This window comes from Pseudomonas sp. No.21, from assembly GCF_054558415.1.
The window spans coordinates 81603-106582 of sequence record NZ_BAAJNO010000008.1 but is presented as its reverse complement, the minus strand read 5'-3'; the positions used below and the strand labels follow the sequence as shown (position 1 = coordinate 106582).

At 65.1% G+C, this 24980-nt stretch carries 22 protein-coding genes and 1 pseudogene; 9 read left to right on the top strand and 14 right to left on the bottom strand.

Annotated features, from left to right (window positions below; genetic code table 11):
• Positions 1–11: 11 nt before the first annotated feature.
• From ACYJSS_RS17875 to ACYJSS_RS17860, 4 genes are all read right to left on the bottom strand, one after another.
• The gene (locus ACYJSS_RS17875; protein WP_236204901.1) at positions 12–344 is read right to left on the bottom strand and encodes a DUF2790 domain-containing protein; all 333 of its coding nucleotides are present in this window, start codon (positions 342–344) and stop codon (positions 12–14) included.
• Positions 345–489: 145 nt separating this feature from the next.
• A complete protein-coding gene (locus ACYJSS_RS17870; RefSeq protein ID WP_236204902.1) occupies positions 490–3639 on the bottom strand; it encodes an efflux RND transporter permease subunit in 3150 nt (1049 codons plus the stop codon).
• Positions 3636–5096 (bottom strand): efflux RND transporter periplasmic adaptor subunit, encoded by a 1461-nt coding sequence (locus ACYJSS_RS17865; RefSeq protein WP_236204903.1) that lies wholly within the window; start codon positions 5094–5096, stop codon positions 3636–3638. The genes ACYJSS_RS17870 and ACYJSS_RS17865 overlap by 4 nt, the downstream gene beginning before the upstream one ends.
• Complete coding sequence (locus tag ACYJSS_RS17860) at positions 5093–6355, bottom strand: TolC family protein (protein ID WP_003460116.1); 1263 nt, start codon at positions 6353–6355, stop codon at positions 5093–5095. Before ACYJSS_RS17860 ends, ACYJSS_RS17865 begins: the two co-directional genes overlap by 4 nt.
• Positions 6356–7353: 998 nt before the next feature.
• Here ACYJSS_RS17860 and ACYJSS_RS17855 point away from each other — a divergent pair.
• On the top strand, positions 7354–7626 hold the full coding sequence (locus ACYJSS_RS17855; RefSeq protein WP_012018603.1) for a CopG family ribbon-helix-helix protein: 273 nt from the start codon (positions 7354–7356) through the stop codon (positions 7624–7626).
• A gap of 104 nt (positions 7627–7730) precedes the next feature.
• Here the strand turns inward: ACYJSS_RS17855 and ACYJSS_RS17850 are convergent.
• Together ACYJSS_RS17850 and ACYJSS_RS17845 are read right to left on the bottom strand one after the other, a co-directional pair.
• A pseudogene (locus ACYJSS_RS17850) lies at positions 7731–7820 on the bottom strand (transposase domain-containing protein); the annotation flags it as partial.
• Positions 7821–9130: 1310 nt separating this feature from the next.
• Complete coding sequence (locus tag ACYJSS_RS17845) at positions 9131–10093, bottom strand: bifunctional GNAT family N-acetyltransferase/nucleoside diphosphate kinase regulator (protein WP_111264466.1); 963 nt, start codon at positions 10091–10093, stop codon at positions 9131–9133.
• Positions 10094–10335: 242 nt separating this feature from the next.
• Between ACYJSS_RS17845 and ACYJSS_RS17840 the strand changes: the two genes are divergently transcribed.
• Together ACYJSS_RS17840 and ssuD are read left to right on the top strand one after the other, a co-directional pair.
• Positions 10336–10812: a hypothetical protein gene (locus ACYJSS_RS17840; RefSeq protein WP_111264465.1), complete on the top strand. Its 477-nt coding sequence runs from the start codon at positions 10336–10338 to the stop codon at positions 10810–10812.
• Positions 10813–11158: 346 nt separating this feature from the next.
• Positions 11159–12289 carry an FMNH2-dependent alkanesulfonate monooxygenase gene (ssuD, locus tag ACYJSS_RS17835; RefSeq protein ID WP_111264464.1) on the top strand — a complete coding sequence of 377 codons (1131 nt, stop codon included), beginning with the start codon at positions 11159–11161 and terminating at the stop codon, positions 12287–12289.
• A gap of 35 nt (positions 12290–12324) precedes the next feature.
• Here ssuD and ACYJSS_RS17830 read toward each other — a convergent pair whose 3' ends face one another.
• The gene (locus tag ACYJSS_RS17830) at positions 12325–13245 is read right to left on the bottom strand and encodes a LysR family transcriptional regulator (RefSeq protein WP_111264463.1); all 921 of its coding nucleotides are present in this window, start codon (positions 13243–13245) and stop codon (positions 12325–12327) included.
• Between the two features lie 135 nt (positions 13246–13380).
• Between ACYJSS_RS17830 and ACYJSS_RS17825 the strand changes: the two genes are divergently transcribed.
• Positions 13381–13587, top strand: a complete 207-nt coding sequence (locus tag ACYJSS_RS17825; RefSeq protein ID WP_111264462.1) for a tautomerase family protein — start codon at positions 13381–13383, stop codon at positions 13585–13587.
• A gap of 62 nt (positions 13588–13649) precedes the next feature.
• Here the strand turns inward: ACYJSS_RS17825 and ACYJSS_RS17820 are convergent, their stop codons facing one another.
• On the bottom strand, positions 13650–14861 hold the full coding sequence (locus ACYJSS_RS17820) for a cytochrome c biogenesis protein DipZ (protein WP_111264461.1): 1212 nt from the start codon (positions 14859–14861) through the stop codon (positions 13650–13652).
• A gap of 37 nt (positions 14862–14898) precedes the next feature.
• On the bottom strand, positions 14899–15165 hold the full coding sequence (locus tag ACYJSS_RS17815) for a DUF2790 domain-containing protein (RefSeq protein ID WP_111264460.1): 267 nt from the start codon (positions 15163–15165) through the stop codon (positions 14899–14901).
• Between the two features lie 201 nt (positions 15166–15366).
• Here ACYJSS_RS17815 and ACYJSS_RS17810 point away from each other — a divergent pair, with 201 nt between their 5' ends.
• The 3 genes from ACYJSS_RS17810 to ACYJSS_RS17800 all read left to right on the top strand — a co-directional run bounded on the left by ACYJSS_RS17810 (position 15367) and on the right by ACYJSS_RS17800 (position 18033).
• Positions 15367–16107: a response regulator gene (locus tag ACYJSS_RS17810; protein ID WP_111264459.1), complete on the top strand. Its 741-nt coding sequence runs from the start codon at positions 15367–15369 to the stop codon at positions 16105–16107.
• Positions 16108–16148: 41 nt separating this feature from the next.
• The gene (locus ACYJSS_RS17805) at positions 16149–17414 is read left to right on the top strand and encodes a sensor histidine kinase (RefSeq protein ID WP_236204954.1); all 1266 of its coding nucleotides are present in this window, start codon (positions 16149–16151) and stop codon (positions 17412–17414) included.
• Between the two features lie 121 nt (positions 17415–17535).
• Complete coding sequence (locus tag ACYJSS_RS17800) at positions 17536–18033, top strand: HvfX family Cu-binding RiPP maturation protein (protein ID WP_111264458.1); 498 nt, start codon at positions 17536–17538, stop codon at positions 18031–18033.
• Positions 18034–18401: 368 nt separating this feature from the next.
• On the opposite strand, the gene ACYJSS_RS17795 is transcribed toward ACYJSS_RS17800, so the two are convergent.
• From ACYJSS_RS17795 to ACYJSS_RS17780, 4 genes are all read right to left on the bottom strand, one after another.
• Positions 18402–19145 carry an HvfC family RiPP maturation protein gene (locus ACYJSS_RS17795; protein WP_111264457.1) on the bottom strand — a complete coding sequence of 248 codons (744 nt, stop codon included), beginning with the start codon at positions 19143–19145 and terminating at the stop codon, positions 18402–18404.
• Positions 19138–19983: an HvfB family MNIO-type RiPP peptide maturase gene (locus ACYJSS_RS17790; RefSeq protein ID WP_111264456.1), complete on the bottom strand. Its 846-nt coding sequence runs from the start codon at positions 19981–19983 to the stop codon at positions 19138–19140. The genes ACYJSS_RS17795 and ACYJSS_RS17790 overlap by 8 nt, the downstream gene beginning before the upstream one ends.
• Before the next feature lie 73 nt (positions 19984–20056).
• Positions 20057–20539, bottom strand: coding sequence for an HvfA family oxazolone/thioamide-modified RiPP metallophore (locus ACYJSS_RS17785; RefSeq protein WP_111264455.1), 483 nt, complete (start codon positions 20537–20539; stop codon positions 20057–20059).
• A gap of 223 nt (positions 20540–20762) precedes the next feature.
• On the bottom strand, positions 20763–21650 hold the full coding sequence (locus ACYJSS_RS17780) for a LysR substrate-binding domain-containing protein (RefSeq protein WP_236204905.1): 888 nt from the start codon (positions 21648–21650) through the stop codon (positions 20763–20765).
• Between the two features lie 92 nt (positions 21651–21742).
• On the opposite strand from ACYJSS_RS17780, the gene ACYJSS_RS17775 reads away from it, so the two are divergent.
• Positions 21743–22786 (top strand): NAD(P)H-dependent flavin oxidoreductase, encoded by a 1044-nt coding sequence (locus ACYJSS_RS17775; RefSeq protein WP_236204906.1) that lies wholly within the window; start codon positions 21743–21745, stop codon positions 22784–22786.
• Positions 22787–23054: 268 nt separating this feature from the next.
• Here ACYJSS_RS17775 and ACYJSS_RS17770 read toward each other — a convergent pair whose 3' ends face one another.
• Positions 23055–23789 (bottom strand): SDR family NAD(P)-dependent oxidoreductase, encoded by a 735-nt coding sequence (locus ACYJSS_RS17770; protein WP_111264753.1) that lies wholly within the window; start codon positions 23787–23789, stop codon positions 23055–23057.
• A gap of 257 nt (positions 23790–24046) precedes the next feature.
• Here ACYJSS_RS17770 and ACYJSS_RS17765 point away from each other — a divergent pair, with 257 nt between their 5' ends.
• Entirely contained in the window at positions 24047–24943 is an 897-nt protein-coding gene (locus ACYJSS_RS17765; protein WP_111264752.1) for a TauD/TfdA dioxygenase family protein, read from the top strand.
• The last annotated feature ends 37 nt before the right edge of the window (positions 24944–24980 follow it).

Sequence of the window (24980 nt, the reverse complement as noted above, 5' to 3'; positions counted from 1 at the left end):
ATGTCATTTATCTAGTTTTGATTACGGCAACCTGTCCCGGCTGCCCGGTATTCAAGAATATTCAGATCGCCATTGGAGTCCTCGTAGGTCATCTGGGCCGGCATCACACCGCAGCTAGAGTCCGTTGAGGTAATGGCCACGACCCTGGCGATATCGAGCTTCATGCCGTAGCGGTAATGAATAACTTCAGGCGGATTCTTTCCGTTAGCGGCAGCATACTCTTGCATGGCCTGCTCATTGGCCTGAATCATCCGACCATAAACACGATCAGCGCCGCCTTCTGCCAGAGCGGCAGAGGAAACAACCATAACGGCAAGGGCTGCAATAACTTTGAGGCTTTTCATATTTAATCACTCCTTCAAGGTGGTGATTAAAATATATCCGCTCAACCTGTCATAAAAATGAAGTCAAAGTTACATCGCCGTAATGCTTCCTGCCGCGTTACCCGGGCGAGTCAGCTTGGCGCGTGGCTTGCCCGGGTTTGTAAAGCTATATCTCCTGTGGTGCGCGAACCTTCTGTGTACGCTGCCTTCGCATCAGCCAGTAGGCGGCCGGCAAAACCAGCATGGACATCAGCGGCGCGGTAATCATGCCGCCGACCATGGGCGCGGCGATGCGCTTCATCACTTCGGAACCGGCACCGCCGCCCCAGAGGATCGGCAGCAGGCCGGCGATGATCACGGCCACCGTCATCACCTTAGGCCTCACGCGCAGCACCGCGCCCTCACGAATGGCCTCAAGCAGGGCCGGATCACCGCTGCGTCCAGAGTCCAGCCGAGCATGCCAGGCGTTCCTCAGATACAAGAGCATGATCACCCCGAACTCGGCTGAGACGCCGGCCAGGGCAATGAAGCCGACCCCAGTGGCCACCGACAAGTTGAAGCCGAACCAATAGAGCAGCCAGATGCCCCCCGACAGGGCGAAGGGCAGGGTGGCCATGATCAGCAGGGCCTCGCTGAAGCGGCTGAAGGTCAGGTAGAGCAGCACGAAGATAATCAACAAGGTCGCCGGCACCACCCAGGACAACCGCGCATTGGCGCGCTCCAGGTACTCGAACTGACCGGAGTAAGAAACGGTCATGCCAGCGTCGAGTTTTACCCGCTCAGCTACGCGTTGCTGCAGCTCACGCACGGTCGATGCCAGGTCGCGCCCACGGACATCGACATAGACCCAGCCGGACAGGCGCCCGTTCTCGCTGCGCAGCATCGGTGGCCCTTCGGTCAGGCTAACCTGTGCGACGGTGCCCAAGGTGATCTGCTGGCCGGCAGGGGTGAGGATCGGCATACGCCTTAGCGCCTGGGGACTGTCCCGCCACTCCTTGGGATAGCGCAGGTTAATCGGAAAGCGGGCCAATCCTTCGACCGTCTCGCCGATATTGCTGCCGCCAATGGCACCCGATACCACCGCTTGTACGTCGGCAATGCTCAGGCCGTAGCGTGCCGCGGCCAGGCGATCGATCTGGATATCCACATAGCGTCCGCCGGTGAGGCGCTCTGCCAGCGCTGAGCTCACCCCAGGTACATCTTTGGCCACCACCTCGATATCGCGAGTAATGCGCTCGATATCGACCAGGGAGGTTCCGGAGACCTTCACGCCGATGGGGCTCTTGATCCCCGTGGCCAGCATGTCGATGCGGTTGCGAATTGGCGGCACCCAGATGTTGGACAGCCCTGGGACTTTCACCGCACGATCCAGCTCCTCAATCAGCTTCTCCGGCGTCATACCCGCGCGCCATTGCTCGCGCGGCTTGAACTGCACGGTGGTCTCGAACATTTCCAGCGGCGCCGGATCGGTGGCTGTCTCCGCTCGCCCGGCTTTGCCGAATACCCGGGCCACCTCCGGCACCGTGAGGATCATGCGGTTGGTTTGCTGCAGCAGCTGGGTTGCCTTGCTCGCCGGCAAGCCGGGCAGGGCCGAAGGCATGTACAACAGATCGCCTTCGTCCATGGGCGGCAGGAACTCTCCTCCGAGTCTGCTGAGGGGCCACAGACTGGACACAAAGACCAGCACGGCCAGCGCCAAGGTCACCTTGGGCCAGGCCAGCACCCACTCCAGCACCGGCCGGTATGCGCCGATCAGCCAGCGGTTCAAGGGGTTTTGCTGTTCGCTGGGGATATGCCCACGAATCCAGTAGCCCATCAGCACCGGTACCAGGGTGACCGAGAGGCCGGCGGCGGCGGCCATGGCATAGGTCTTGGTGAAGGCCAGAGGGCCGAACAGGCGCCCTTCCTGGGCCTCCAGGGTAAATACCGGGAGGAACGATAGGGTGATGATCAGCAGGCTGAAGAAGAGTGCCGGTCCGACTTCGGCTGCGGCTTCGCCGATCACTCGCCAGTGCGCCTCGCCTTGGAGCGGCTCATTGGGGTGCCGAGCCTTCCAGGCCTCGATGTGCTTGTGCGCGTTCTCGATCATCACCACGGCGGCATCGACCATGGCGCCGATGGCGATGGCGATCCCGCCGAGCGACATGATGTTGGCATTGACGCCCTGGTAGCGCATGACGATGAAGGCCATCAGGATGCCCAGGGGCAGGGTGATGATCGCCACCAGCGACGAACGCAGGTGCCAGAGAAAGATCAGGCAAACCAAGGCAACCACCACGAACTCTTCCAGCAGCTTGTAGCTGAGGTTGTCGATGGCACGGTCGATCAGTTGCGAACGGTCATAGGTAGTGACCACTTCGACGCCGGTGGGCAGGCTGGCTTTCAGGCTGTCCAGCTTGGTCTTCACGGCAGCGATGGTGTCCCGGGCATTCTTGCCGGAGCGCAGGATGACCACGCCACCGACCACTTCACCCTGGCCGTCCAATTCGGCGATACCGCGACGCATCTCTGGCCCCAGTTGAATGGTGGCCACCTGGCCTAGCAGCACCGGAATTCCGCTTGCCGAAGCCCGCAGCGGCACATTGCGAAAATCATCCAGGCTCTCCAAATAGCCCGAGGCCCGCACCATGTACTCGCGCTCCGCCAGCTCCAAGATGGCGCCGCCGGTTTCCTGGTTAGCGCTCTTCAGCGCCGCTTCGACCTCCTGCTGAGTTACCCCGTAAGCCACCAACTTCTGCGGATCGAGCAGCACTTGGTACTGCTTGACCATGCCGCCGAGGGTGGCCACCTCGGCCACGTTGGGCAGGCTCTTGAGCTCGTACTTGAGAAACCAGTCCTGCAGCGCACGCAGCTGGGACAGGTCATGCTGGCCGCTGCGGTCGACCAACGCGTACTGGTAGATCCAGCCCACGCCGGTGGCATCCGGGCCCAGAGTGGTGGTGACGCCCTCAGGCAGGCGTTCCTGGGCCTGGTTGAGGTACTCCAGCACGCGCGAACGTGCCCAGTAGAGATCGGTGTCGTCTTCGAACAGCACGTAGACGAAGGAGTCGCCGAAGAACGAGTAGCCGCGCACCGTCTTCGCCCCCGGAACCGAGAGCATGGTGGTGGCCAGCGGATAGGTCACCTGGTTCTCGACAATCTGCGGTGCCTGCCCGGGGAAGCTTGTGCGGATGATGACCTGGGTGTCGGACAGATCCGGCAGTGCATCCAACGGCGTGTTGCGCAGCGACCAGATGCCCAGGGCGGTGATGAACAGGGTCGCCAGCAGCACCAGAAAGCGATTGCCGATAGACCAGTGGATCAGGCGTGCGATCATGGCTGGTCTCCTTCCTTGCTGAGCTGCTCGATCATCAGGCCGGAGTTTTTCTGGCGGGCGCCGATACGTACGTGATCTCCTGGCTTAAGTCCCACAGCTACTTCTGAGCTGACCAATGGAAAAGCCATGGTCATACCTGGCATATTCAGGCTCTCGAAGGGCCCGTGCTCCAGGGTGACTGACTCCGCGTCCAGAGCACGAATCACACCATGGGCCTCATGTAGTTCCTTCTTATTGTCCTGCTCGGCATGGCTGGCCATGACACCCTGTAGGCTGGCCTCCGAATCGATGAGGAACTGGCCGGAGGTAACGACCGCCTGACCCTCCTCAAGACCGGACAACACCTCCAGACGCCCATCAGCCTCGCGGCCCAAGGTTATTTCCAGGGGGCGGTAGCGCCCATCGCCTTCTACCAGCATCACCAACGCACGCTTCCCGGTGCGAATCACGGCTTCACTCGGCACAAGAAGCGTGGATTGTTCGACGGCACTGTTCAGGCGTACGGCGGCGAACATGCCGGGACGCAATTTACCGGCGGGATTGGCGAGCTCGCTGCGTACCGTGAGCGTACGCGTCTGCGGGTCGGCACTCGGTAGCAGGGCAACGACACGACCTTGCAGAGGCTGTTCTGGGAAGGCGGTCAGGGTGGCGGTGATGCTCGCGCCAAGCTGAACCGCTCCAGCTTGGTCTTCGGGGATTGCGGCGTCGAGCCAGACAGTGGACAGCCCGTTGATCCGCGCCAGGTCCTGGCCGGCTTCGACGGTCATCCCGGCGCGTACCTGCAAGGCTTGGAGCTCGCCGCTGATAGGTGTGGTGAGGGTTTGCACCGCCCGTGGTTTGCCGCTGCGGCGGACCTGCTCGATCAACGTTTGAGGCATGCCAAGCAGGCGCAGGCGCTCTTGGGCCGCACTTATCAAGCGAGTGTCAGCGGTACGCAGTACCGCCAGGAACTCCAACTGCGCGGCGGACCATTCGGGAATCAGCAGGTCGACCAGGGGGGCTCCGGCAGGCAGCACATCGCCCGGGGCGCGACCGTAAACCCGCTCGACGAATCCGCCGGCGCGGGCCTGGAGGTTCGCCACTTCTCGCTGGTTATAGGCCAGGGAACCCACCGCCTCGATATCCGAGGGCAGTACACCTCGGATCACCATCGAGGTTCGCATTCCGAGGTTCTGCACGGCTTGAGCGGGGATGCTCAGGACAGACGGATCCTGCTCGGATCCTGCGTATTTAGGGACAAGTTCCATATCCATGAAAGGTGACTTGCCCGGTTTATCGAAGCGCTGCTCAGGCTGCATAGGGTCGTACCAATAGAGCACCTTGCGCTCGTCCGTCGGTGCGGAGCTAGGCAGTAGCTCGTGTTTGGCTTGCCGCTGGGCCAGCCAGTAGCCACCGCCCGCCGCGCCAATGCCCACGGTCAGCACGGCGACCGCAAAACCAAATGTCGATATCTTCATTTCAGGCCCTCCACATAGGCGTAGTACAGGCTTGCGGAGAGCTGGCTCAACTTGCGCTGCTGTTCAATCTGCCGCAGCTGCGCCTCAATCAGGTCGCGCTGGGCAGTAATAACGGATGTGAGCTGGCTGTTACCGGCTTGGTAGGCGGCCAGTTCGAGATCGGCACGTTTGCTTGCAAGCGGGATCAAGGTTTTTTCGGTGCGTGACAAGGTCCTGCGCAGTTGCTCAAGCTCGGCAATACCGCCTTCCAGCTCAGCCTGATGGGCGCGCAGTAATGCTTCCTGCTCGGCTTCCATCTGCGACACGCTTTGTTGTCTGGCGTTGATCTTGGGCCCCTGACGTGTGCCTACGAACAACGGCAGGTCGAACGTGAATTGCACCATCACCATATCGCCGAACTGGTTGTCGCGATTGTTGTAGGCAAACTCAACACCCCAGTCGGGGGTCTTCTCGGCGATGGCCTCGTTCAGCTCGGCGCTAGCCTCGCCGACTCGGGCGGAGGCAGCGCGCAACTCAGGGTGTGAGGCAATGCGTTGCTGCAGGTGCGGTGCCACCAGGTTCAGATTGGGAACACCTCCTTGCAAAGGCTGGTCAGCCTCGTTGCCTATCCAGCGGCGCAGCTTGGCACGAGCTACTGCCACATCGCGATTCAGTTCATCTCGCCGATCTTGTAACGCCAAAGCTTCCTGGTCGGCCTGCAACAGCTCGCCAGGCTGAGCACTACCGCCGGCAATTAGCGATTGCACGGTCGAGCGGAGCATCTCGATCTGACGGTCCAGTTGATCGAAGAGGCCAACACTGCGTTCGGCGTAGTACACGTCCAGCCAGCTCACTGCCGTCTGGCGCTTGATTTCCAACTGCATGGCACGCTGCTCGGCCTCGGCCCGCGTCATGGAGGCTTCGGCCAGTTGGCGACGGGCCAGACGCTTGTCGCCGTTTGGTACCTCCTGCATGAGTCCAATGCGGCGCATGGTCATGGAGTCACGATTAAGTGTGTAACGGTCAGGGCCTTCGATCGGCAGGTTGTCGATGCCTAGAATCAGCTTGGGATCGGGCAAGGCGTCTGCGGGCCCTACAGCCTGCTGTGCCGATGCCACCTGCGCCTGGCGCGCGAGGTTCTCAGGGGCACTCTGTTCGGCCAGAGCTTGGGCTCGTTCGAAGGTTAGGGGCTGTGCCTGCGCGGCAAGCCAGGGAGCTGCCCAGAATGCGGCAGCCAACACGCCGAGATAGCCACGGCGTGGAAAAAGGAAAGCGGACATGCTTTCGCCTCCAATGCGATTGATCGAGGTCGCAGCTACGAAACGTGGTCGCGACGATGCGCCTGACTGTAAGGCGCGGGATGATCACGGCATTAGACGAAACGAGGAGGGCGCCAGAGTCCTGCGGGCTCTCGCTTAATCACCGACTGGGTCAGCAATATCTCGGGGCGTGAGGGGAGAGGGGATATGCTCTTGATCACGGTGGTCTGGAGAAGTCCTCCGGTCTTGCATTCCTGGCCGGATTTGCAGGGGGACTTATTGGCCACCCCATCAGACGTGTCCATTTGCTCGCAGCACGGAGCATCGACCATTGCATGGCCCTGATGATCGGCGCTCTGCATCGGGCAAGGTTGTGCAGGCATGCTGAAAGCCGTACCGCCGAAGCTCGGCAGCACGAGGCTAGCAATCATTACCAGGATCAATCCAATCCGACGCACAGCAATTCACCAGGCGGGGCGATAGGGCGACGATAGCAGATTGCCCCGGGGCATGAACGCTCGTTTTGACAATAACAGTGCTTCGTTGATTTGGATCAAACAGAGTGTCATGCAGGGTATCGGGCTCAACTGGTAGCTCCGTTTAACCGGATTTCTCAGCTCGTAGGGTTCGCACCACCCATTCGGCGCGCTAGCACAAGACCGGCCTCGCTAGCCGTTAAGTCGAGCCCCTAGGTGCTTGGGTCCTAGTCAAACATCTGTGGTTAGCCGAGGTGCAGGAGCTGCCTGCTTCGGGCATACCCAATCAGGCACCAAAAGCGAATTCTATAATTGTTCTATAATCACTCTATAATCGACTATAAACCCGGTTCTAGAGCGCTCGGCGCTGCCTAAGAAACCGATCAGTTGCTGTATGCATGTGTCACTTAGATACTGCATACAGGGGTAACCATCCGGCAAAGACATCTGGTTGGCGAGACTGCTTTCGGCTCGGCAGTAACGAAATGGCCAGTCATAATGGACGACAGTCCGCAGCCCTTCGTTGCGTAGGAGTAGCCCATCATGATCTGCCCAATCGAAACCCGGGTTATCACGGCTCACGTCCCAGTACAGCTAGCTGAGAGAGTCGATCAGATGGCCGCACATCTGGGCCGCTCCACGGACTGGATTCTCAAGCAAGCCTTGGCCACATGGATTGATCAGGAAGAAGAGCGCGGCCGCCTGACCCGAGCGGCCCTGGCCGATGTGGACGCAGGCCGCGTGATCGATCACCAAGCAGTTCAGGCCTGGGCCGACAGCCTTAGCAGCAATACACCGCTGCCGGTGCCTCGCTGAAGGTCATTTGAGTAGGTGACCAGTAAGCGTACGGGGAATACGTCTTGCGCAGGTCAGCCCGGCATCCATTGATGCGGCAACAGGTGCTCAATCTCACTGGCCTTCTACGTCGGCAACCGCGTCAGTACATCGTTGAGGTACGCGTACGGATCATGCTCGCTCATGCGTGCCGACTGGATCAGGCTCATGATCGCTTGACCGTTATGATGTGTCACCCAGCGGCAATGTGATCACCGCCGCTTCTTCAGCCGGCCGCCCGGCAGTCGCTTGTACCGGCACGAATGCCGGCAGGCCGGGGGGCGGTCGAGGTAAATCGGCAGCCACTTGCGGATCACGTTGGCGTTGATGCCGTGGCTGATGGCGACGCCGGAAACTGTGGCCCACCGGTTGCCGGCATTCCTGCGCGACCTGGGCCTTGAAGGTTTTTGGATAGGAGCTTCGTTGGCGCATGGGAATCCTGGCGATAAGGGTGATCGCGTCCGGTAAAAGATGGGTGGCCACCATCACCCTTAATGCTGGAGTTCAGAAGGTGTGTTCACCGGGCGCTTACATACAAGGATTCCATCATCGAAGTCGAGAAGGAAATCCCGGACCACCGGAAGCTCGCCATTGTATCGGATATTGCAACGCTCAGCTCTATCGCGGACCTTGTCTCTTAAAACCTGTAAACCCCATGATGCTAACTAAAAATATTAGTCAAAACAGCCAGTTAGTATTGATGCTCGATCTTTAAAATCGGAGAAATGAAAGGTGCCCGATTGATGCCGGAAGCGCCCCGCAGTTGCTCATGGGCGGCCGGGGGCGGATTGCACATAGAGATGTAGCCCGCAGAGCTCTGAGAGTGGCAATGGCCATGGGGCGTAGTCGCGGCTGTAGCACCTCGACGAACTGCATAACACTATGGGCGCTGCCGATGCCAGAACGCGTGCATGCGTCGACTAGAGTTAAGGCCGTGCCGCCATTCCAGCGTTTGAAGGCGTGGAGGAAGTTGGAGACTTCGCCACTGCCTAGGCGTGAAGCGGTTTCCATCAGGGGCAGGCCGCCAGTAGCCCGCAGTTTGACGTACCTCAACCATCAGCAAGCGGAATCAGCTATCGTTTTTATCGGGATGCCGCCGGTGGCGCCACCCATTTACTTAGCTCCAGTAGCTGCAGAGCATGCATGCTTTACTGGCGCGGTGCGGAACTTTGGACCTCGGAAAGAGGCGTCAGCCCGTTCCCAATTTTGAAAATCAATCTGCGTCGTTTCAGCGCAAGCTACAAGCTACCCGATCCCTATGGCATTGATTTTCAAGAGTCTCCACTTTAAAAGACAGACTTCCAGTCTTTTAAAGTCACCCACAATCTGTGCCCTGGGCGCCTGCTGGGAAAATACGAAATTACCTATAATGTAGATTATGTTAAATCGCGTAGGGATGAATCATGCCCATGAACTCGTCAGCCCTCCCGGTTTCGTCAAATGCATGATTTCCCGTCCCTGGGATTTTCGCGCAAACCCGACGACGCTAGAGATGAAAGTCGCCCGCTGCTTCCGGTTGGTACAGCACTTTCCTGATCTCGATCCTTCGTGTCCGGTCGGCGATCCGCCAGTCGATGGCGTCACCCTCCTGATAACCCAGGATGGCAGCGCCGATGTCGGAGCACACCGAATGCTTCCCGGCGCGGCTGTCCGCCTCCTCGGGATAGACCAAGGCCACTTCGATCTCTTCGTCGTCCAGTTGCAGCAAGGCCCTGGAGTTCATCGTCACGACATTGCGCGCCACCTCTTGCGGCTTGACGACGATGGCTCGCTCCAGCTCGTGTTCGAGCTCGACGACGGCCGGGCCTTCCTCGAGCACGAGCAGGCTTTCGAGCCGGGCCTTGTCGATCTCGGTGATGCAGATGCCGGTGGCGTCGCTCACGGCACCTTCGCGCAAGAGCTGGAGATAGCGCCCCGCCGTCATGGCGAAGGATTTCAATGTCGGCGTTTCGCTCTCGAGCAGAAAGCCGCTGCGCAGAAAGGCCTTCAGCGAACGGGCGTTGTCCGGGTGGATCCTGGCGATGAGCGTCTTGGCCCGCATGTCGAGGAAGGCCAGCTTCATGCCTTCGCGGATGGTGCGGGCGCCGAGGTTCCGGCCCCACTTGCCGCTGTCTCCGATCACCAGGACGATCTCGCAACACGACCCGGTCTTGATGAGACGGACGAAGCCTACCGGTGCGTCCTGCCGGTCATAGGCCATGAAGAATCGTCCGCCGCTGTTGAACAGGTGCGTCAGGATCGGCATCTGGGTCCGGTCCATGGCTTGCTCGATGGTACGGGAGACATCCCGCGAATCGCTCAGGTAGCAGGTGACGCGCTCATCCTCCAACCAATCCATCAGCTTCAGCGCGTCTGCCCGGGTAATTTCCGGGCACAGGGAAATGAAAGGCCTGTTCATCTTCACCCCATTCGTTCGTAGAGGATGAAAGCCCTTCATGGCCATGGCCATGACGGTTCTTTCGGCGACCGGCAACTTTAAGCCATAACGCGGGAATGCCGAACAACCTGCGCACCGTTGCTCCGAGATTAAGCGCTTCCCGACAGGTAGACGCGGCAGCGGCGGGCTCACGCCCAATCACCCCAAGGCACAGCCGTTTGCCACTAGCACACTCGACCTAATCGACCGCAGTCGGCGCGGGTAATAGAGTCCAGGCCCGCTGAAGGATTCTTGCCATCACAAGGAGTGAAACCGTGCCCTCACTGAAGCTCGCCCTCATCGCCCTGGCGGCTCTGTCCGTTGGCGCATGCGCAGGCCCGACGCCGACCCATACCAATGACAACGGCGTCCGTGCAGCCGCGCAGAAGCTCATTGGCCAACCGGCCAGCAAGGCCTTCGAGCTGTTCGGCCAGCCCGACCAGGGCATGGGGCCGTCTTCGTACGGCAGCGGTGGTTTCTATGCCTGGAACCGCGTACAGACCCACATGACGCCGGAGCAGGTATTCGTCAGCACCGGCAAGGAATATGTCGGCCAGAAGGAAACCTGGGTGGGCGTCGGCGGCGGTGGCGTCGCTGGCATGGCGCAGGTCGGCAACGAGGCGGTGTACCGCGAGACCGGCTACTACGAAAACCGCACCGTGCTCGACTACTTCTGCAGCATCACGCTCTACACGGATGGCAAGGACATCATCACCAACGCCAGCGTGATCAACTGCATGAACTCGCAGTGAGCCCCGCTCGCCAGGCAATGTCCCGTCCTCCTCGCATCCCCCATGGCGCCAGTAGAACGCCCCTGCCCTGAGCGCCGTCAGCTTCCCTGATGGCCGGCAGGCCCGCCCGGCGCGGGCCTGCCGCCTCCCTCCTCCTCGGTCGCCGCGGTCGTCGCGTGTTTTGGCACATGCTTATTCCCTGAAATTATTTATCCAGGGTAGTTCTTCGCTTTTAGGATATATGCCGATCCAACGGGCCCAGCCCGCGACAGAGACTTGCCCAAGCAAGCGCCCCCCCGCCCTGCGTTGCACACCCATTCATGCGCCCTGCCCTTGCGGGACGCTGGCCTGCAACGAGGATTGATCCATGAGCTTCGACGTTTTCTGGTTCCTGCCGACTTCCGGCGATACCCGTTTCCTTGGCCGTTCCGAGAGTGGCCGCCCGGCCACCAACGCCTACATGCGGCAGATCGCCGTGGCGGCGGACCAGCTCGGCTACGACGGCGTGCTGATCCCCACCGGCGCCAGTTGCCTCGACCCCTGGGTGACCGCCGCCAGCCTGGTGCCCGTCACCCAGCGCATCAAGCTGCTGGTGGCCCTGCGCACCACTCTCGGCAACCCCACCGCCACGGCCCGCCAGGCCGTGAGCCTCGACCAGGCCAGCGGCGGGCGCCTGCTGCTCAACGTGGTGCCGGGCGGCGATGCCACGGAGCTCGCCGCCGATGGCGTGTTCCTCGACCATGACGCGCGCTATGCCGCCTCGGACGAATTCCTCACCATCTGGCGCCGCCTGCTGCAAGGCGAGACCGTCGACTTCGACGGCGAGCACCACAAGGTCCGTGGCGCGCAGAACTTCTTCCCGCCGTTGCAGAAGCCCTACCCGCCTCTCTACTTCGGTGGCTCCTCGGTGGCGGCCCACGAGCTCGCCGCCAAGCATGTGGACGCCTACCTGAGCTGGGGCGAGCCACCGGCGGCGGTGGCCGAGAAGATCGCCGACGTGCGTGCCCGCGCGGCGAAACATGGGCGCACGGTACGCTTCGGCGTACGCCTGCACGTGATCGTGCGGGAAACCAACGAGGCGGCCTGGGCCGCGGCCGACGAGCTGATCAGCCACCTGGACGACGCCACCATCGCCGCCGCCCAGGCCAACTACGCGCGCATGGACTCCGAAGGCCAGCGGCGCATGGCCGCCCTGCACCAGGGCCGGCGTGACAACCTGGAAGTGGCGCCCAACCTCTGGGCCGGCGTGGGCCTGGTTCGTGGCGGCGCGGGCACCGCCCTTGTGGGGGACCCGCAGACCGTCGCCGCGCGCCTGCAGGAATACGCCGAACTGGGCATCGAAAGCTTCGTGCTCTCCGGCTACCCGCACCTGGAAGAGGCCTACCGCTTCGCCGAACTGGTGTTCCCGCTGCTGCCCGGCAAGGGCCAGGTCACAACGGCGGGCACCTTCACCGGCGGCGCCTTCGACATCCGCGCCGGCAAGGGCCAGGCCGCCTAGAAACGCAGCTCCGGGCCCAGCTCATGGGCCCGGTTTCAGACATTCCACTCGCGCTTGCAAGCCATCAGGAACTCGATGAAGGCGCGCAGGCGCAACGGCATGTGCCGGCCCTGCGGATACAACAGGGTGAAGGGCCGCGAGCGCCCGCCGAACGCCGGCAGCACCTCCACCAGCGAACCCTCCGCCAGCTCCCGCTCGACGATGAAGCGGTAGGTCTGGAACAGCCCCGCACCGTGCTTGGCCAGGGTCACGCCGCCGAGCACATCGTCCGAGCAGCAGTAGTTGCCCTTCAGCAGCAGCTCCCGCTCCTGGCCGTTGTCGTTGAACAGCCAGGGAATGCGGCGGCCATTGCTGGGCAGCTCGAACTGGATGCAGTCGTGCTCGTCCAGCGCCTCCAGGGACTGCGGCGCCGGAGCCCGGGCCAGGTAATCCGGGCTCGCCACCACCACCAGGGCGGCGTCTTCCAGGTGCCGGGCGATCAGCGTCGAATCGGGCAGCGCGCGCACGCGGATCGCCAGGTCGTAGCCCTCGCCGACGAAGTCGATGTTGCGGTTGCTCAGGTGGATGTCGACCTTCACCCCCGGGCAGCGCTCGCGAAAGCGCGCCAGCACCGGCAGGATGCGGTGGTGACCGTAGGTGGTGGGGATGCTGATGCGCAACTGGCCCGTCGGCTCCTGCTGGCGGCCCATCATGTCGCGCTCGGCCTCGATCAGCTGGGTCAGCGCCTGGCGGCATTGCTCGAAGTAGCCACGCCCGCTTTCCGTGAGACGGATGCTGCGCGTCGTGCGCTGGAACAACCGCGTGCCCAGGCGCTCCTCCAGGCGCGAAATGGAGCGGCTGACCGCCGCCGGCGTGACCCCGGCCACCAGCGCGGCCGCCGTGAAGCTGCCTTCCTCTGCGGCCAGGCAGAACAGCTCGATGCTGCCCAGCTGGATGTCTTCGAAATGGCGCTTCACGATTGGTTACACCGGGTAATAACTGAAGTTTCCGATCCTACATAAATCCGGGGAAGCGGAACAAATACAGTTACAGTCCGCAGGCCGATAGCCCTTGGCCAAGGCCCCCATCCGCTCCACCAAGATGAACTCCAGATGCCATTCGTCAACGTCCGCATCACCCGCGACGGCGTCACCCGCGAACAGAAGGCCCAGGTCATCGCCGAGATCACCGAGACCCTGCAACGGGTCCTGGGCAAGGACCCCCACCTCACCCATGTCGTCATCGAGGAAGTCGACACCGATAACTGGGGCTACGCCGGCGTCACCACCACCGAGTACCGCAGGAACCAACCCGGCTGAGGCCCGCCAGCGTCCTACGCAAAAGGGAGGCCGGTGCCTCCCTTTTACCCTGAGCCTCCTGCTCAGCGTTGCGCCGCCTGGTCACGCTCCTTCAGCAGCGCCTGGATCACCGCCTCCTGCTCCGCATAACGCCCCTCCCCCGCATGCATGTGGCGGATGCGCCCCCGGGCATCGATGAAGTAGTGCGCCGGCCAGTACTGGTTGTCGAAGGCGCGCCACACCCGGTACTGGTTGTCGGTGGCCACGGGATGCTGGATGCCCAGGCGCGTGACGGCCTTTCGCACATTCGCCTCGACCCGCTCGAAGGGGTATTCCGGCGTGTGCACCCCGATCACCACCAGTCCCTGGTCGGCATAGCGGCGTGCCCATTCGTTCACATGGGGCAGGCTGTTGCGGCAGTTGATGCAGTCATAGGTCCAGAAGTCCACCAGCACCACCTTGCCGCGCAGCGCCTGCATGTCCAGCGGCGGGCTGTTCAGCCACTGGCTGGCGCCCCTCAGCGACGGTGCGGGGCCCAGGTCGGGCAGCCGCTCATCCGCGCGGGCATCGCCGACCAGATGCTCCAGCAGCTGCGGCAGGTCATCGAGCACCCGGGCTTCGAGACCGGAAGCCAGGGCCGATGAGCCGACGCCGGCCAGTTGCGGGCCGAGCCCGCTGGCGATGCCGACCACCGCCAGCAGCGCCACCACGCCCGTGCCGCGGCGCAGCCAGCCGACCAGGCGCAATGACGGCCGCAGGCGCTGCAGCACGCCGCGCCCGAGGAAGATCGCCAGCGCCAGCCCGGTCGCGCTGCCCAGGCCGAAGCTGAACAGGAGCAGGCTGGTGGAGGCATTGGGGCCATCGAGCATCGCCCCGGAGAGGATCAGCCCGAGGATCGGCCCCGCGCAGGGCGCCCACAGCAGGCCCGTGGCGCAGCCCAGCAGCCAGGGTGCAAGCGCCGACGGCAGCCGCTGCGCCTGGCCATGCAGGCGCTCGGCCAGCCACAGCCAGGGCCGGGAAAGCCAACTGGCGACGCGGCTGGAAAGCAACGCCAGCGCCGAGGAACCCAGCACCACCAGGGCGATCCAGCGCCCCCAGGTGCTGGCCTCGATGGCCCAGTCGGCGGAAACGGCCGCCAGGCTCGCCAGCGCAGCGAAACCCGAGGCGAGGCCGAGCAGGGTCAGCAGCGTCGAGCCGGCCGACCCGCCGGATCGGGACAACAGCAGCGGCAGGACGGGAAGAATGCAGGGGCTGAACAGGGTCAGCACCCCACCGATGAAGGCGATGAGCAGCATGGGCACCTCGGCGCAGGCGGTTTCGGGGGCGATGGGCTCAGTTGCTGTCCTGGCAGGCCGTGGCGTGCTTCAGGTAGGCGAGACGGTGTTCGCGGCCCTGGGAATCCAGGTAGTCCATGCGGGCTTCGACGACCTGGCAGAGCACGGTCGGCGCCTCGTGCAGCGCCAGGACCTTCTGCACATCCAGCTGCATGCCGTAGTGGTACTGCTCGACGGGGATGGATTCCGCGGCCTGCAGGCCAAGGCTGGCCAGCGGCAGGACCAGCGACAGGGCGAAGGCGGCGGTGCGGGCGAGTGATTGCATGTCGATCTCCTGGAGATGAAAGCCGGCCGGGTTGCCGGGCCTTCATTGCACGGCCAGGGGGTGTCGCCACTGTGTCAAAAGCGTCGCCGATTTGCCGCGCCAGGTAACAAAGGGGCCCTGTATACACTGCAATACAAAGGGCAGCGGGCAAGCGGCCGCGACGTCGATACACTAGCGCCGACACCCTCCGAGGAGCGCTTCATGGACCACATCGACCACATCCTGATCGTCGACGACGACCGGGAAATCCGCGAGCTGGTCGGCAACTACCTGAAGAAGAACGGCCTGCGCGTGAGCCTGGCGGCCGATGGCCGGCAGATGCGCGGCTTTCTCGACGGCAACACGGTGGACCTCATCGTGCTCGACATCATGATGCCCGGCGAAGACGGCCTGAAGCTCTGCCGCGAGCTGCGCGTGGGCAGGCACAGGTCCACCCCGGTGCTGATGCTCACCGCCCGCAGCGAGGAGACCGACCGCATCATCGGCCTGGAAATGGGCGCCGACGACTACCTGACCAAGCCCTTCTCCGCCCGCGAGCTGCTGGCGCGGATCAACTCCGTGCTGCGTCGCACCCGCATGCTGCCGCCGAACCTGCAGATCAGCGAAAGCAGCCGCCTGATCGGCTTCGGCCAGTGGCGCCTGGACACCAGCGCGCGCCACCTGCTCGACGCCGAGGGCACCATGGTCGCCCTGAGCGGCGCCGAGTACCGCCTGCTGCGGGTCTTCCTCGACCACCCGCAGCGCGTGCTCAGCCGCGAGCAATTGCTGAACCTGACCCAGGGCCGCGAAGCCGACGTGTTCGACCGCTCCATCGACCTGCTGGTCAGCCGCCTGCGCCAACGCCTGCTGGACGACGCCCGCGAGCCGGCCTGCATCAAGACCGTGCGCAGCGAGGGCTACGTCTTCTCCCTGCCCGTGCAACTGATCGAGCCCCTGTCGTGAGCACCCTCCTCCACTGGCCACGGACGCTGGCCGCGCGGCTGATGCTGATCTTCCTCAGCGGCCTGGTGCTCGCCTACGGCATGTCCTTCAGCTCGCAGTTCTACGAGCGCTACCAGACCGGCCGCAGCATGATGCTCAACAACCTGGAAATGGACGTGAGCACCGTCGTCGCCCTGATCGACCGCCTCCCCGCCCAGGAGCGCGCGGCCTGGCTGCCGCTGCTGGAGCGGCCGAACTACCGCTACCGCCTGGACCCGGGCCTGCCGGGCACACCCATGGACATGAGCGCGGCGCCCATGGCCGCCACCTCCATCGAGCGCGCCCTCGGCAAGGACTACACCCTGAGCTTCGCCACCATCGAAGGGCCCGCGCCGCACTTCCAGGTGCACCTGCAACTGCGCGACGGCCACCCGCTGACACTGGACGTGACCCCGGCCCCCATCCCCATGGCCAGGTGGCTGCCGTTGATGCTCACCCTGCAACTGGTGGTGCTGCTGCTGTGCACCTGGCTCGCCGTGCGCATGGCCATCCGCCCCCTCACCCGCCTGGCCAGCGCCGTCGACCAGCTCGACCCGGACACGCCCGCCACGCCGCTGGCGGAAACCGGCCCGCGCGAGGTCGCCCATGCCGCCCGCGCCTTCAACGCCCTGCAAGGCCGCATCGCCGCCTACCTCAAGGAGCGCATGCAGCTGCTGGCGTCGATCTCCCATGACCTGCAGACCCCGATCACGCGCATGAAGCTGCGTGTGGAGCAGATGGACAGCACCCCCGAAATCGAACGCCTGTGGAGTGACCTCGACGAAATGCAGCACCTGGTGCGCGAGGGCGTCGCCTATGCGCGCAGCATGGACGGCGGCCGCGAAGCCGTCTGCCGCGTGGCGCTGGACGCCTTCCTCGACAGCCTGGTGCTCGACTACCAGGACAGCGGCCAGGCGGTGAGCCTGGAAGGCCGCACGGGTGCGCTGCTGGAGACGCGGCCGCACGCGCTGCGACGGGTGCTGAGCAACCTCATCGACAACGCCCTCAAGTTCGGTGGCCACGCCGAGCTGCGGGTGCTGGAGGACGGGCCCGGCCAGGTGCGCCTGCAAGTGCTGGACGAAGGCCCGGGGATCGACGAGGCGGAGCTGGAGCAGGTCTTCAAGCCCTTCTACCGCGTGGAGGGCTCGCGCAACCGCGACACCGGCGGCACCGGCCTGGGCCTGGCCATCGCCCAGCAACTGAGCCAGGCCCTGGGCGCCCGCCTCACCCTGCGCAACCGCGAAGGCGGCGGCCTCTGCGCGCAACTGGAACTGGATGTAGCAGGCTGAGCCACGGATACACCGGGATACACAGCGCCACCGGGCAGACACACGCGGGACAAACCCGGCGGCGAGCATGGCCTCACCGCGCGGGCACCCCGCCCAGCGCCCCGATCCCGAGGCATTCCCCATGACGTCACTGGCACCCACCCCCTTCGAGCAGGCTTGCAACCGATTCGCCCAACTGGGCGACTGGGGCGCGGACATCCCCCTGCGCCTGTTCCTGGCCTGGGAGTTCTTCGAGTCGGGCCTGGAGAAATGGAACGGCGACAACTGGTTCGAGCCGATCAACGCCGCCTTCCCCTTCCCCTTCGACCTGCTCCCTGCCGGGCTCAACTGGCAGCTCTCCATGTGGGCCGAACTGATCGCCCCGGTGCTCCTGCTGCTCGGCCTCGGCACCCGCTTCGCCACCCTGGTGCTGATGATCCTCACCGTCGTCGCCATCGCCGCCGTGCACTGGCCGGCACACTGGTCGAGCCTCGCCGAACTCGCCCAGGGCTACTCCATCAGCGACAAGGGCTACGGCAACTACAAGCTGCCGCTGATCTACCTGGTCGCCGCCCTCCCCCTGCTCCTCAACGGCGCCGGCCGCCTCAGCCTCGACGCCCTGCTGCACCGCAGGGGCTGAATTCTTCCGCCCGATGAAAAGCCCCGCGCATCCAGCGATGCGCGGGCTTCTTCTTGAAAATGATGGGTAAAGCCTGGCGAAATCCTTGCTGTGCATCCCCACGGAGCCGCCCTGTACAGGTTCGATGACGCTCTTTTCATCCACCAGCGGTGCCCGGCATGGCCACGGTTGGTGGACCGATAAAGCGTGGTCCACCCTAGGTCGCGGATACCTCCGTGATCGGCCTGGGCCCACCCGTAGGGTGGGTAGAGCGAAGCGAAACCCACGCGGTGCAGCGTGACCGAGACACTGGGACTCCCGCGTTTTAGCGTTACGTAACGCCTCGCATATTCGTTACGTAACGATATCCGCTTCTGAATGGCACGGCCTTACTGGCGTGTACCGATCACCACGCCCTGCTCCCGCAAAGCCTCCAGCAACGCCAGCCCCTGCGGCAGGATGGCCACGGCCTCCACGCCGATGGCTTCGGCCAGGCCTGCCAGGTGCTGCAACCCGCTGCATTCGCTTTCCCGCAACGACACCAGCAGCGCATGGGCCAGCGGCGCCAGGCGCGAGAAGCGCACCTGCTGGTCGGCACCACGCCGGGCCAGCAGCAGCGTCGGCTGCTCCGGTGCCTGTTGCGGCAGGAAGCCCGGGGCGATCTCGTTCACCGGCCAGGCATAGGCCAGCGGCCAGGCCAGGGCCGAGAGCAACGGAACCCCGGCGAGCAGGTCACCTTCCGGGGCATGCGCGCTCTCCTGGCGGTCGCTCAGCAGCAGTGCGCTTTCCACCCACTCGTAATGGGCCAGCTCCACCAGCCAGGGCAACGCCAGGCCATCGCCCCCGCCGCCTTCGAGAAAGGCCACGAACTCCCCGGCCAGCTCGGTGAACAGCGGCGTACGGCAGTGATGTTCGGCGTAGAAGGCTCGCACCAGCGCCTGCCACCGCGCATCACCCAGGCAGGCACGGAGCACCGGGAAGCCCCCCGCCAGCAGCCCCTCGACATTGCCGAAGAACAGCTGCCGGTAGACCGCCAGGCGCCGTGCCTCGATGCCGGGTGGCGGCGCGTAGCGCTGCGGGTCACGTACATGGCGGGCCAGGCTCAGTAACTGGGCGTGCAGCGTGTCAGCCATGGCGCACCTCCGGCCAGCGGGTGGCGGCGTGCTGCCGCGCGCGGATCTGCTCCACCTCCTCCAGCAACTCCACCAGGGGCGGGAAGTTGAAGTCGCGCTCCAGCAAGGTCGGCAGCGGGCCGAAGCGCCGGTAGGCCCGCTCCAGCAGGTGCCAGACATCGCCCTTCACCGTCGCGCCGTGGGTGTCGATCTTCAGGTCCGGCGCCTCGTCGTAGTGGCCGGCCACATGCAGGCTGGCCACCCGCCCGGCCGGGATCGCCGCCAGGTAGGCCGCTGCGTCGTAGCCATGGTTGATGGCGTTGACATGGAGGTTGTTGACGTCCAGCAGCAGGTCGCAGTCGGCCTCCTCCAGCACCGCGCGGAGGAAGTCGATCTCGCTCAGTGCCTGGTAGGGCGCGGCGTAGTAGGAAATGTTCTCCACGGCGATGCGCCGGCCGAGCACGTCCTGCGCCTGGCGGATGCGCGCGGCGACGTGGTGCACCGCCTCCTCGGTGAACGGCAGCGGCAGCAGGTCGTAGAGCTGGGCCTGGTCGGAGCAGTAGCTCAGGTGCTCGCTGAAGCAGGCCACGTGGTGGCGATCGAGGAAGCGCCGGGTCTGCCGCAGCAGCTCCAGGTCCAGTGGCGCCGGGCCGCCCAGGGACAGCGACAGGCCGTGGCAGCTCAGCGGGAAGCGCTCGACCAGTTGCGCCAGGCCATCGCCGAAGCGGCCACCGACGCCGATCCAGTTGTCCGGCGCGCACTCGAGGAAATCCAGGGCGCCGGCGTCCATCGCCAGCAGTTCGGGCATCAGGGCACGGCGCAGGCCGAGGCCGGCGCCGTGCAAGGAGGCTGTGTTCATGAGGGGTCTCCAGAAAGCGCGAACCCTCCCGGCCAGTGGCGCAGGAGGGTTCCTTGGGGGCGTGGGCGGCGACTCAGTCCTTCGCCTGGCTCATGTGGGTGAACAGTTCCGTGGGCACCTTCTTGCCATTGGAGAGGTACTGGTTGCTGCGGAACCTGTACACCTCTGCCTCGGACAGGTAGCCATCGCCATTGGCGTCGATCGCCTTGAACTCCTTGCCACCCTTCGGCGCCACCGCCAGCAGTTCGGCGAGGGAGACGCGGCCATCGTGATCGGTGTCGGTGCGGGCGAACGAAGCGTCGCCGCACTTGCCTTCACCGCACTTGCCCTCCCCGCACTTGCCTTCGCCCTGGGCCGCCTTGGCGCTGGCACCGCTGGAGCCGCATTTGCCTTCGCCACACTTGCCTTCGGCGGCCTTGTCGGCGGCGGCCAGCTGGTAGCCCTGGGGCAATGCCTCGACGGCGAAGGCGGCGGACGAGGCGATGTTGAGGCCACCGGCCAGGGCCACGGCGAGCAGGCCGATACGGGATGTGTTCGCGAGCGGGGTATGGGACATGGTGCTTCTCCGGATACAGGGCGCGGGCGATGCCGCGCGGGGCGTGCCACTGGTGGCGTTGGAACCCTGGAACCCGCAGCCTGGCTGCATGCGTTCGGGGGTGGGGCTATTTCGCCCTGGTCCTGTATCCGTGGCGTATCCATGAGGGGGCGCATTTGTAAGCCAGCCCGGCGCGCGGGCCGCGAGATACAGAGCGATACACGCCACCCGCCCCGTTCACGGCCTATTCCGCCGCGAGCGCCTCGCGCAGGCGCTCGAAGGCCGCGGTCGCGTAGCCCTCGCGCCAGATCAGCAAGGTGTCCACCGACAGCGCCGGCAGCGCGGTCACCGGCGGGCTTTCGCGGTACAGCGCGAGGAGCGAGCGCGGCACGATGCCCGCGCTGTCGCCCGCACTGACGCACGCGAGGATGGCGTGGTAGGAGCCCACCTCGCGCACCTGCACGGGCGCGCCTCCCTGGGCACGGTGCTCGCCCAGCCAGCGTTCGGCGAGCATCCGGTAGGTGCAGCCCCGTGCGAAGCAGGCCAGCGCGCCGACACGGAGGTCCCCGGGCGATACCAGCGGCGGGTGATCGGGCGGCAACAGCATCACCAGCTCCTCATTGAAGGCCAGCATGGCGCAGAGGCCGCGCTCCAGCGCCTGGCCTTGCAGGTCCTCGCGGCGCAGCGCCTCGGGGTGCGCCACCAGGGCACAGTCGATGCGGCTCGACAGCACCCCCTCGATCAGGGCCTGGCTGGTGCCGGTGGAAACCTCCAGGGCGACCCCGGGGTAAGCACGGTGGTAGCGCGCCAGGACCGGCGGCAGCCTGCTGGCCGCCGTGCTTTCCATGCTGCCCAGGCGCAGCGTCCCGCCCGCCACGCCGGGGTGCATGGACTGCCGCGCCTCCGCCGCCAGCGCCAGCAACCGCTCGGCATAGGCGAGGAACTCGCGGCCCTTGTCGGTGAGCGTCATGCGCTTGCCGTCGCGCAGGAACAGGTGCACGCCCAGTTCGTCTTCCAGTTGCTTGATGCGCGTGGTGACGTTCGACTGCACCCGCTGCAGGTGCTGGGCCGCACGGGTCACGCTCTGCTCGTCGGCGACGGCGCGAAAGATCTCGAGGCTGGTCAGGTCCACTTTCAATCTCTTACAGAGAACAAGTTGATCTGAATATTCTCATTATGAGATTTTACGTCAAGCCAACCCTTGACCCAGAGGCCTGCCGAAACATGCTGATCACCGAACTGCTGGGGATCGAGATCCCCCTCATCCAGGCGCCCATGGTGGGTGTCTCCACGCCGAAACTGGCCGCTGCCGTGTCCAACGCCGGTGCGCTGGGCTCCATCGGCATCGGCGCCAGCACGCCCGAGCAGGCACGGGCGATGATCCGCGACACCCGCGCGCTGACCGCCAGGCCGTTCAACGTCAACCTCTTCTGCCATGCGCCCGCCCAGCCCGACCCCGCGCGCGAACGGGCCTGGCTCGAGCACCTGCGCCCGCTGTTCGCCGAATTCGACGCCGAACCGCCGGCCACGCTGCGCGAGATCTACCGCAGCTTCCTCGACGACCCGGAGATGCTCCAGGTGCTGCTCGACGACGCTCCGGCCGTGGTCAGCTTCCACTTCGGCCTGCCGCCGCAGGACTGGATCGACGCGTTGCGCAGCCGGGGCATCCGCCTGCTCGTCACCGCTACCAACCTGACGGAGGCACGGCTGATCGAAACGTCCGGGATCGACGCCATCGTCGCCCAGGGCGTGGAAGCCGGCGGCCATCGCGGCGTGTTCGAGCCCGAGCGGGATGCGCTGATCGGCACCTTCGCCCTCACCCGCACCCTGGCCAGCCAGACCCGCCTGCCGGTCATCGCCGCCGGCGGCATCATGGACGGCGCCGGCATCCGCGCGGCCCTGCAGCTGGGGGCGAGCGGCGCGCAGCTGGGCACCGCCTTCATCCTCTGCCCGGAATCCGCCGCCAACGCCGCCTACCGCGCGGCCATGCAAAGCCCCCGGGTCGAATGCACCGCCCTCACCGCCGCCATCTCCGGGCGCTCCGCACGCGGGCTGCCGAACCGGCTGTTCAGCGATGTCGGCCACCCCCAGGCGCCCGCCCTGCCCGACTACCCCATCACCTACGACGCCGCCAAGGCCCTGCACGCAGCCGCCTCGGCCAAGGGTTGCGACGACTACGCCGTGCAGTGGGCCGGCCAGGGTGCACCGCTGGCCCGGGCATTGCCCGCCGCCGAACTGGTGGCCACCCTCGCCCGCGAACTTTCGTGACCTAGCCCGAGCTTCAGCCCGGGACGCTTGAACAGGGGGAGGCCCAGCGCCTCCCTCTTTCTTGGCTCCCAAGAAAACACCCTGGGTTCCCGGGGGTAGCACCTGCCGGAGGTTGGCGCCGAGCGCAGCGAGGCCCAACGGAGCATTGCTCGGCTCTGCTGCATTGGGCTTCGTACCTCAACCCAAGCTACGCCCGTGCCAGGGACATGCACGAACGCAAAAACAAAAAAGGAGGCGCGATGCCTCCCTTTCTCATGTCACGTCCCGGTCACCAGGTCCCGCTGCTCATGCCTCCGTCCACCGCCAGCACCACGCCCGTGGTGAAGCCGGCGCCGGCCAGGTAGAGCACCGCAGCGGCGATCTCCTCCACCGTGCCGATCCGCCCCGACGGGGCCAGGCCGTTGAGGAACTCGCGGTTGGCCGGGTCGTGCATCGGCGTCTCGATGATGCCGGGTGCCACCGCGTTGACCTGGATGTTGTGCGGCGACAGCTCCAGGGCCAGCGCACGGGTCATCTGGTTGATGCCGCCCTTGATCAGCACCGGCAGCGCGGCGGGCACCCGGATGGTGGGCTGCAGGGCCACGGCGGCAGAGATGTTGATGATGCGCCCGCCACCCTGGGCGGCCATGTGCGCGGCGGCCACCTGGCTGCTGTAGACCACGCCCTTGAGGTTGGTGTCCAGCAGGCCTTCCAGGTCTTCCGGGCTGTAGTCGATGAAGGGCCTGGGCAGGAAGAAGCCGGCGTTGTTGACCAGCACTTCGACGCTGCCGAACGCCTCCAGGGCCGCCGCGAATACCCGGCGCGCTGTGGCTGGGTCGGCCACGTCTCCGGCCACGCCGATGAACCCTGCCGGGTCGCCCAGGCTGGCGGCGGCTTCATGCAGGCGCTCGGCGGAACGCGCGGTGCCGACCACGTTGTAGCCCTGGTCGATGAAGGCGCGGGCCAGGCCCAGGCCGATGCCGCTGGATGCGCCGGTGATGACGACGGTCTGCTTGTTGCTCATGTTCGGTTCCTCACAAAGGGCTCGTTTCGTGGCAGCGGTCACTGACGCGTTGCCGTTGCAGCGCACTGTATTTGTGAGTGAAGGGCCGAAAAATCAGCTGGCGATCACTTCAGTTGATACGCCAGGTAATCAATCGGTTGGCGATACAGGCGGTGGATGTGCGAGGGCGACCGGATTTTGGCCGGAGTCGCCGTGGCGAGGAACGCCCGCGTTGGCCATGCTGAGCAGGCCCATGACAACGACAAGAGGTGGCCCCGATGTTCGAGTTCTTCCATGTCCATCCCAGCGTCAACCGCGCCCTGGAGACCCGTCACTTCCAGGCCGTGCCCGCCACCGGCGCCCTGGGGGCGGACGTCAGCGGTGTCGACCTGAAGCGACTCGACGGCGAGGGCTTCGCCGAACTGCGCCAGGCGTTGCTGCATCACAAGGTGCTGTTCATCCGGGACCAGCAACTGGAGGTCGAGGACCTGGAACGGGTGACCCTGGCTTTCGGCGAGTTCGGCCGCGAGCCCTATGTGAAGTGCATGGCCGACCACCCGAACGTGGTCCATGTGGTCAAGGAAGCCGACGAGAAGAGCCCCGTGGTGTTCGGCGGAGCCTGGCACACCGACTGGTCCTTCCAGGCCAGGCCGCCGGCCTTCACCCTCCTCTACGGCAAGGACATCCCGCCCTTCGGCGGCGACACCTTCTTCGCCAACCTGGCGCTGGCCCACGACTGGCTGTCCCCGCCCTTGCAGGCCTTCCTCCAGGGGCTCGACGCCATCCACAGCCCCGAGCGCGCCTATGGCGTCGGTGCGGCGCACAACAGGATGCTGGAGAACATGGACATCCGCTTCGGCGAAGCCACGGACGACGAGGTGCGTAGCCACCCGCTGATCACCCGCCACCCGGAAACCGGGCAGCAGGTGCTCTTCGTCAACCCGGCCTACACCAGCGGCATCGAAGGGCTGCGCCCCACGGAGGCGACCGCGCTGCTGACCCACCTGTTCGGCGTCGCGGCCCAGCCGACCTTCACCTGCCGCATGCGCTGGAGCCCCGGCACGCTGGCGATCTGGGACAACCGCAGCACCTGGCACCTGCCGATTTCCGACTACCACGGCATGCGCCGCGAGATGTACCGCACCACCGTGGTCGGCGAGGCCCCCACCCGCTAGTCCCGCAGGGGGCTGCGCGGCGGCAGCCCCCGCACGC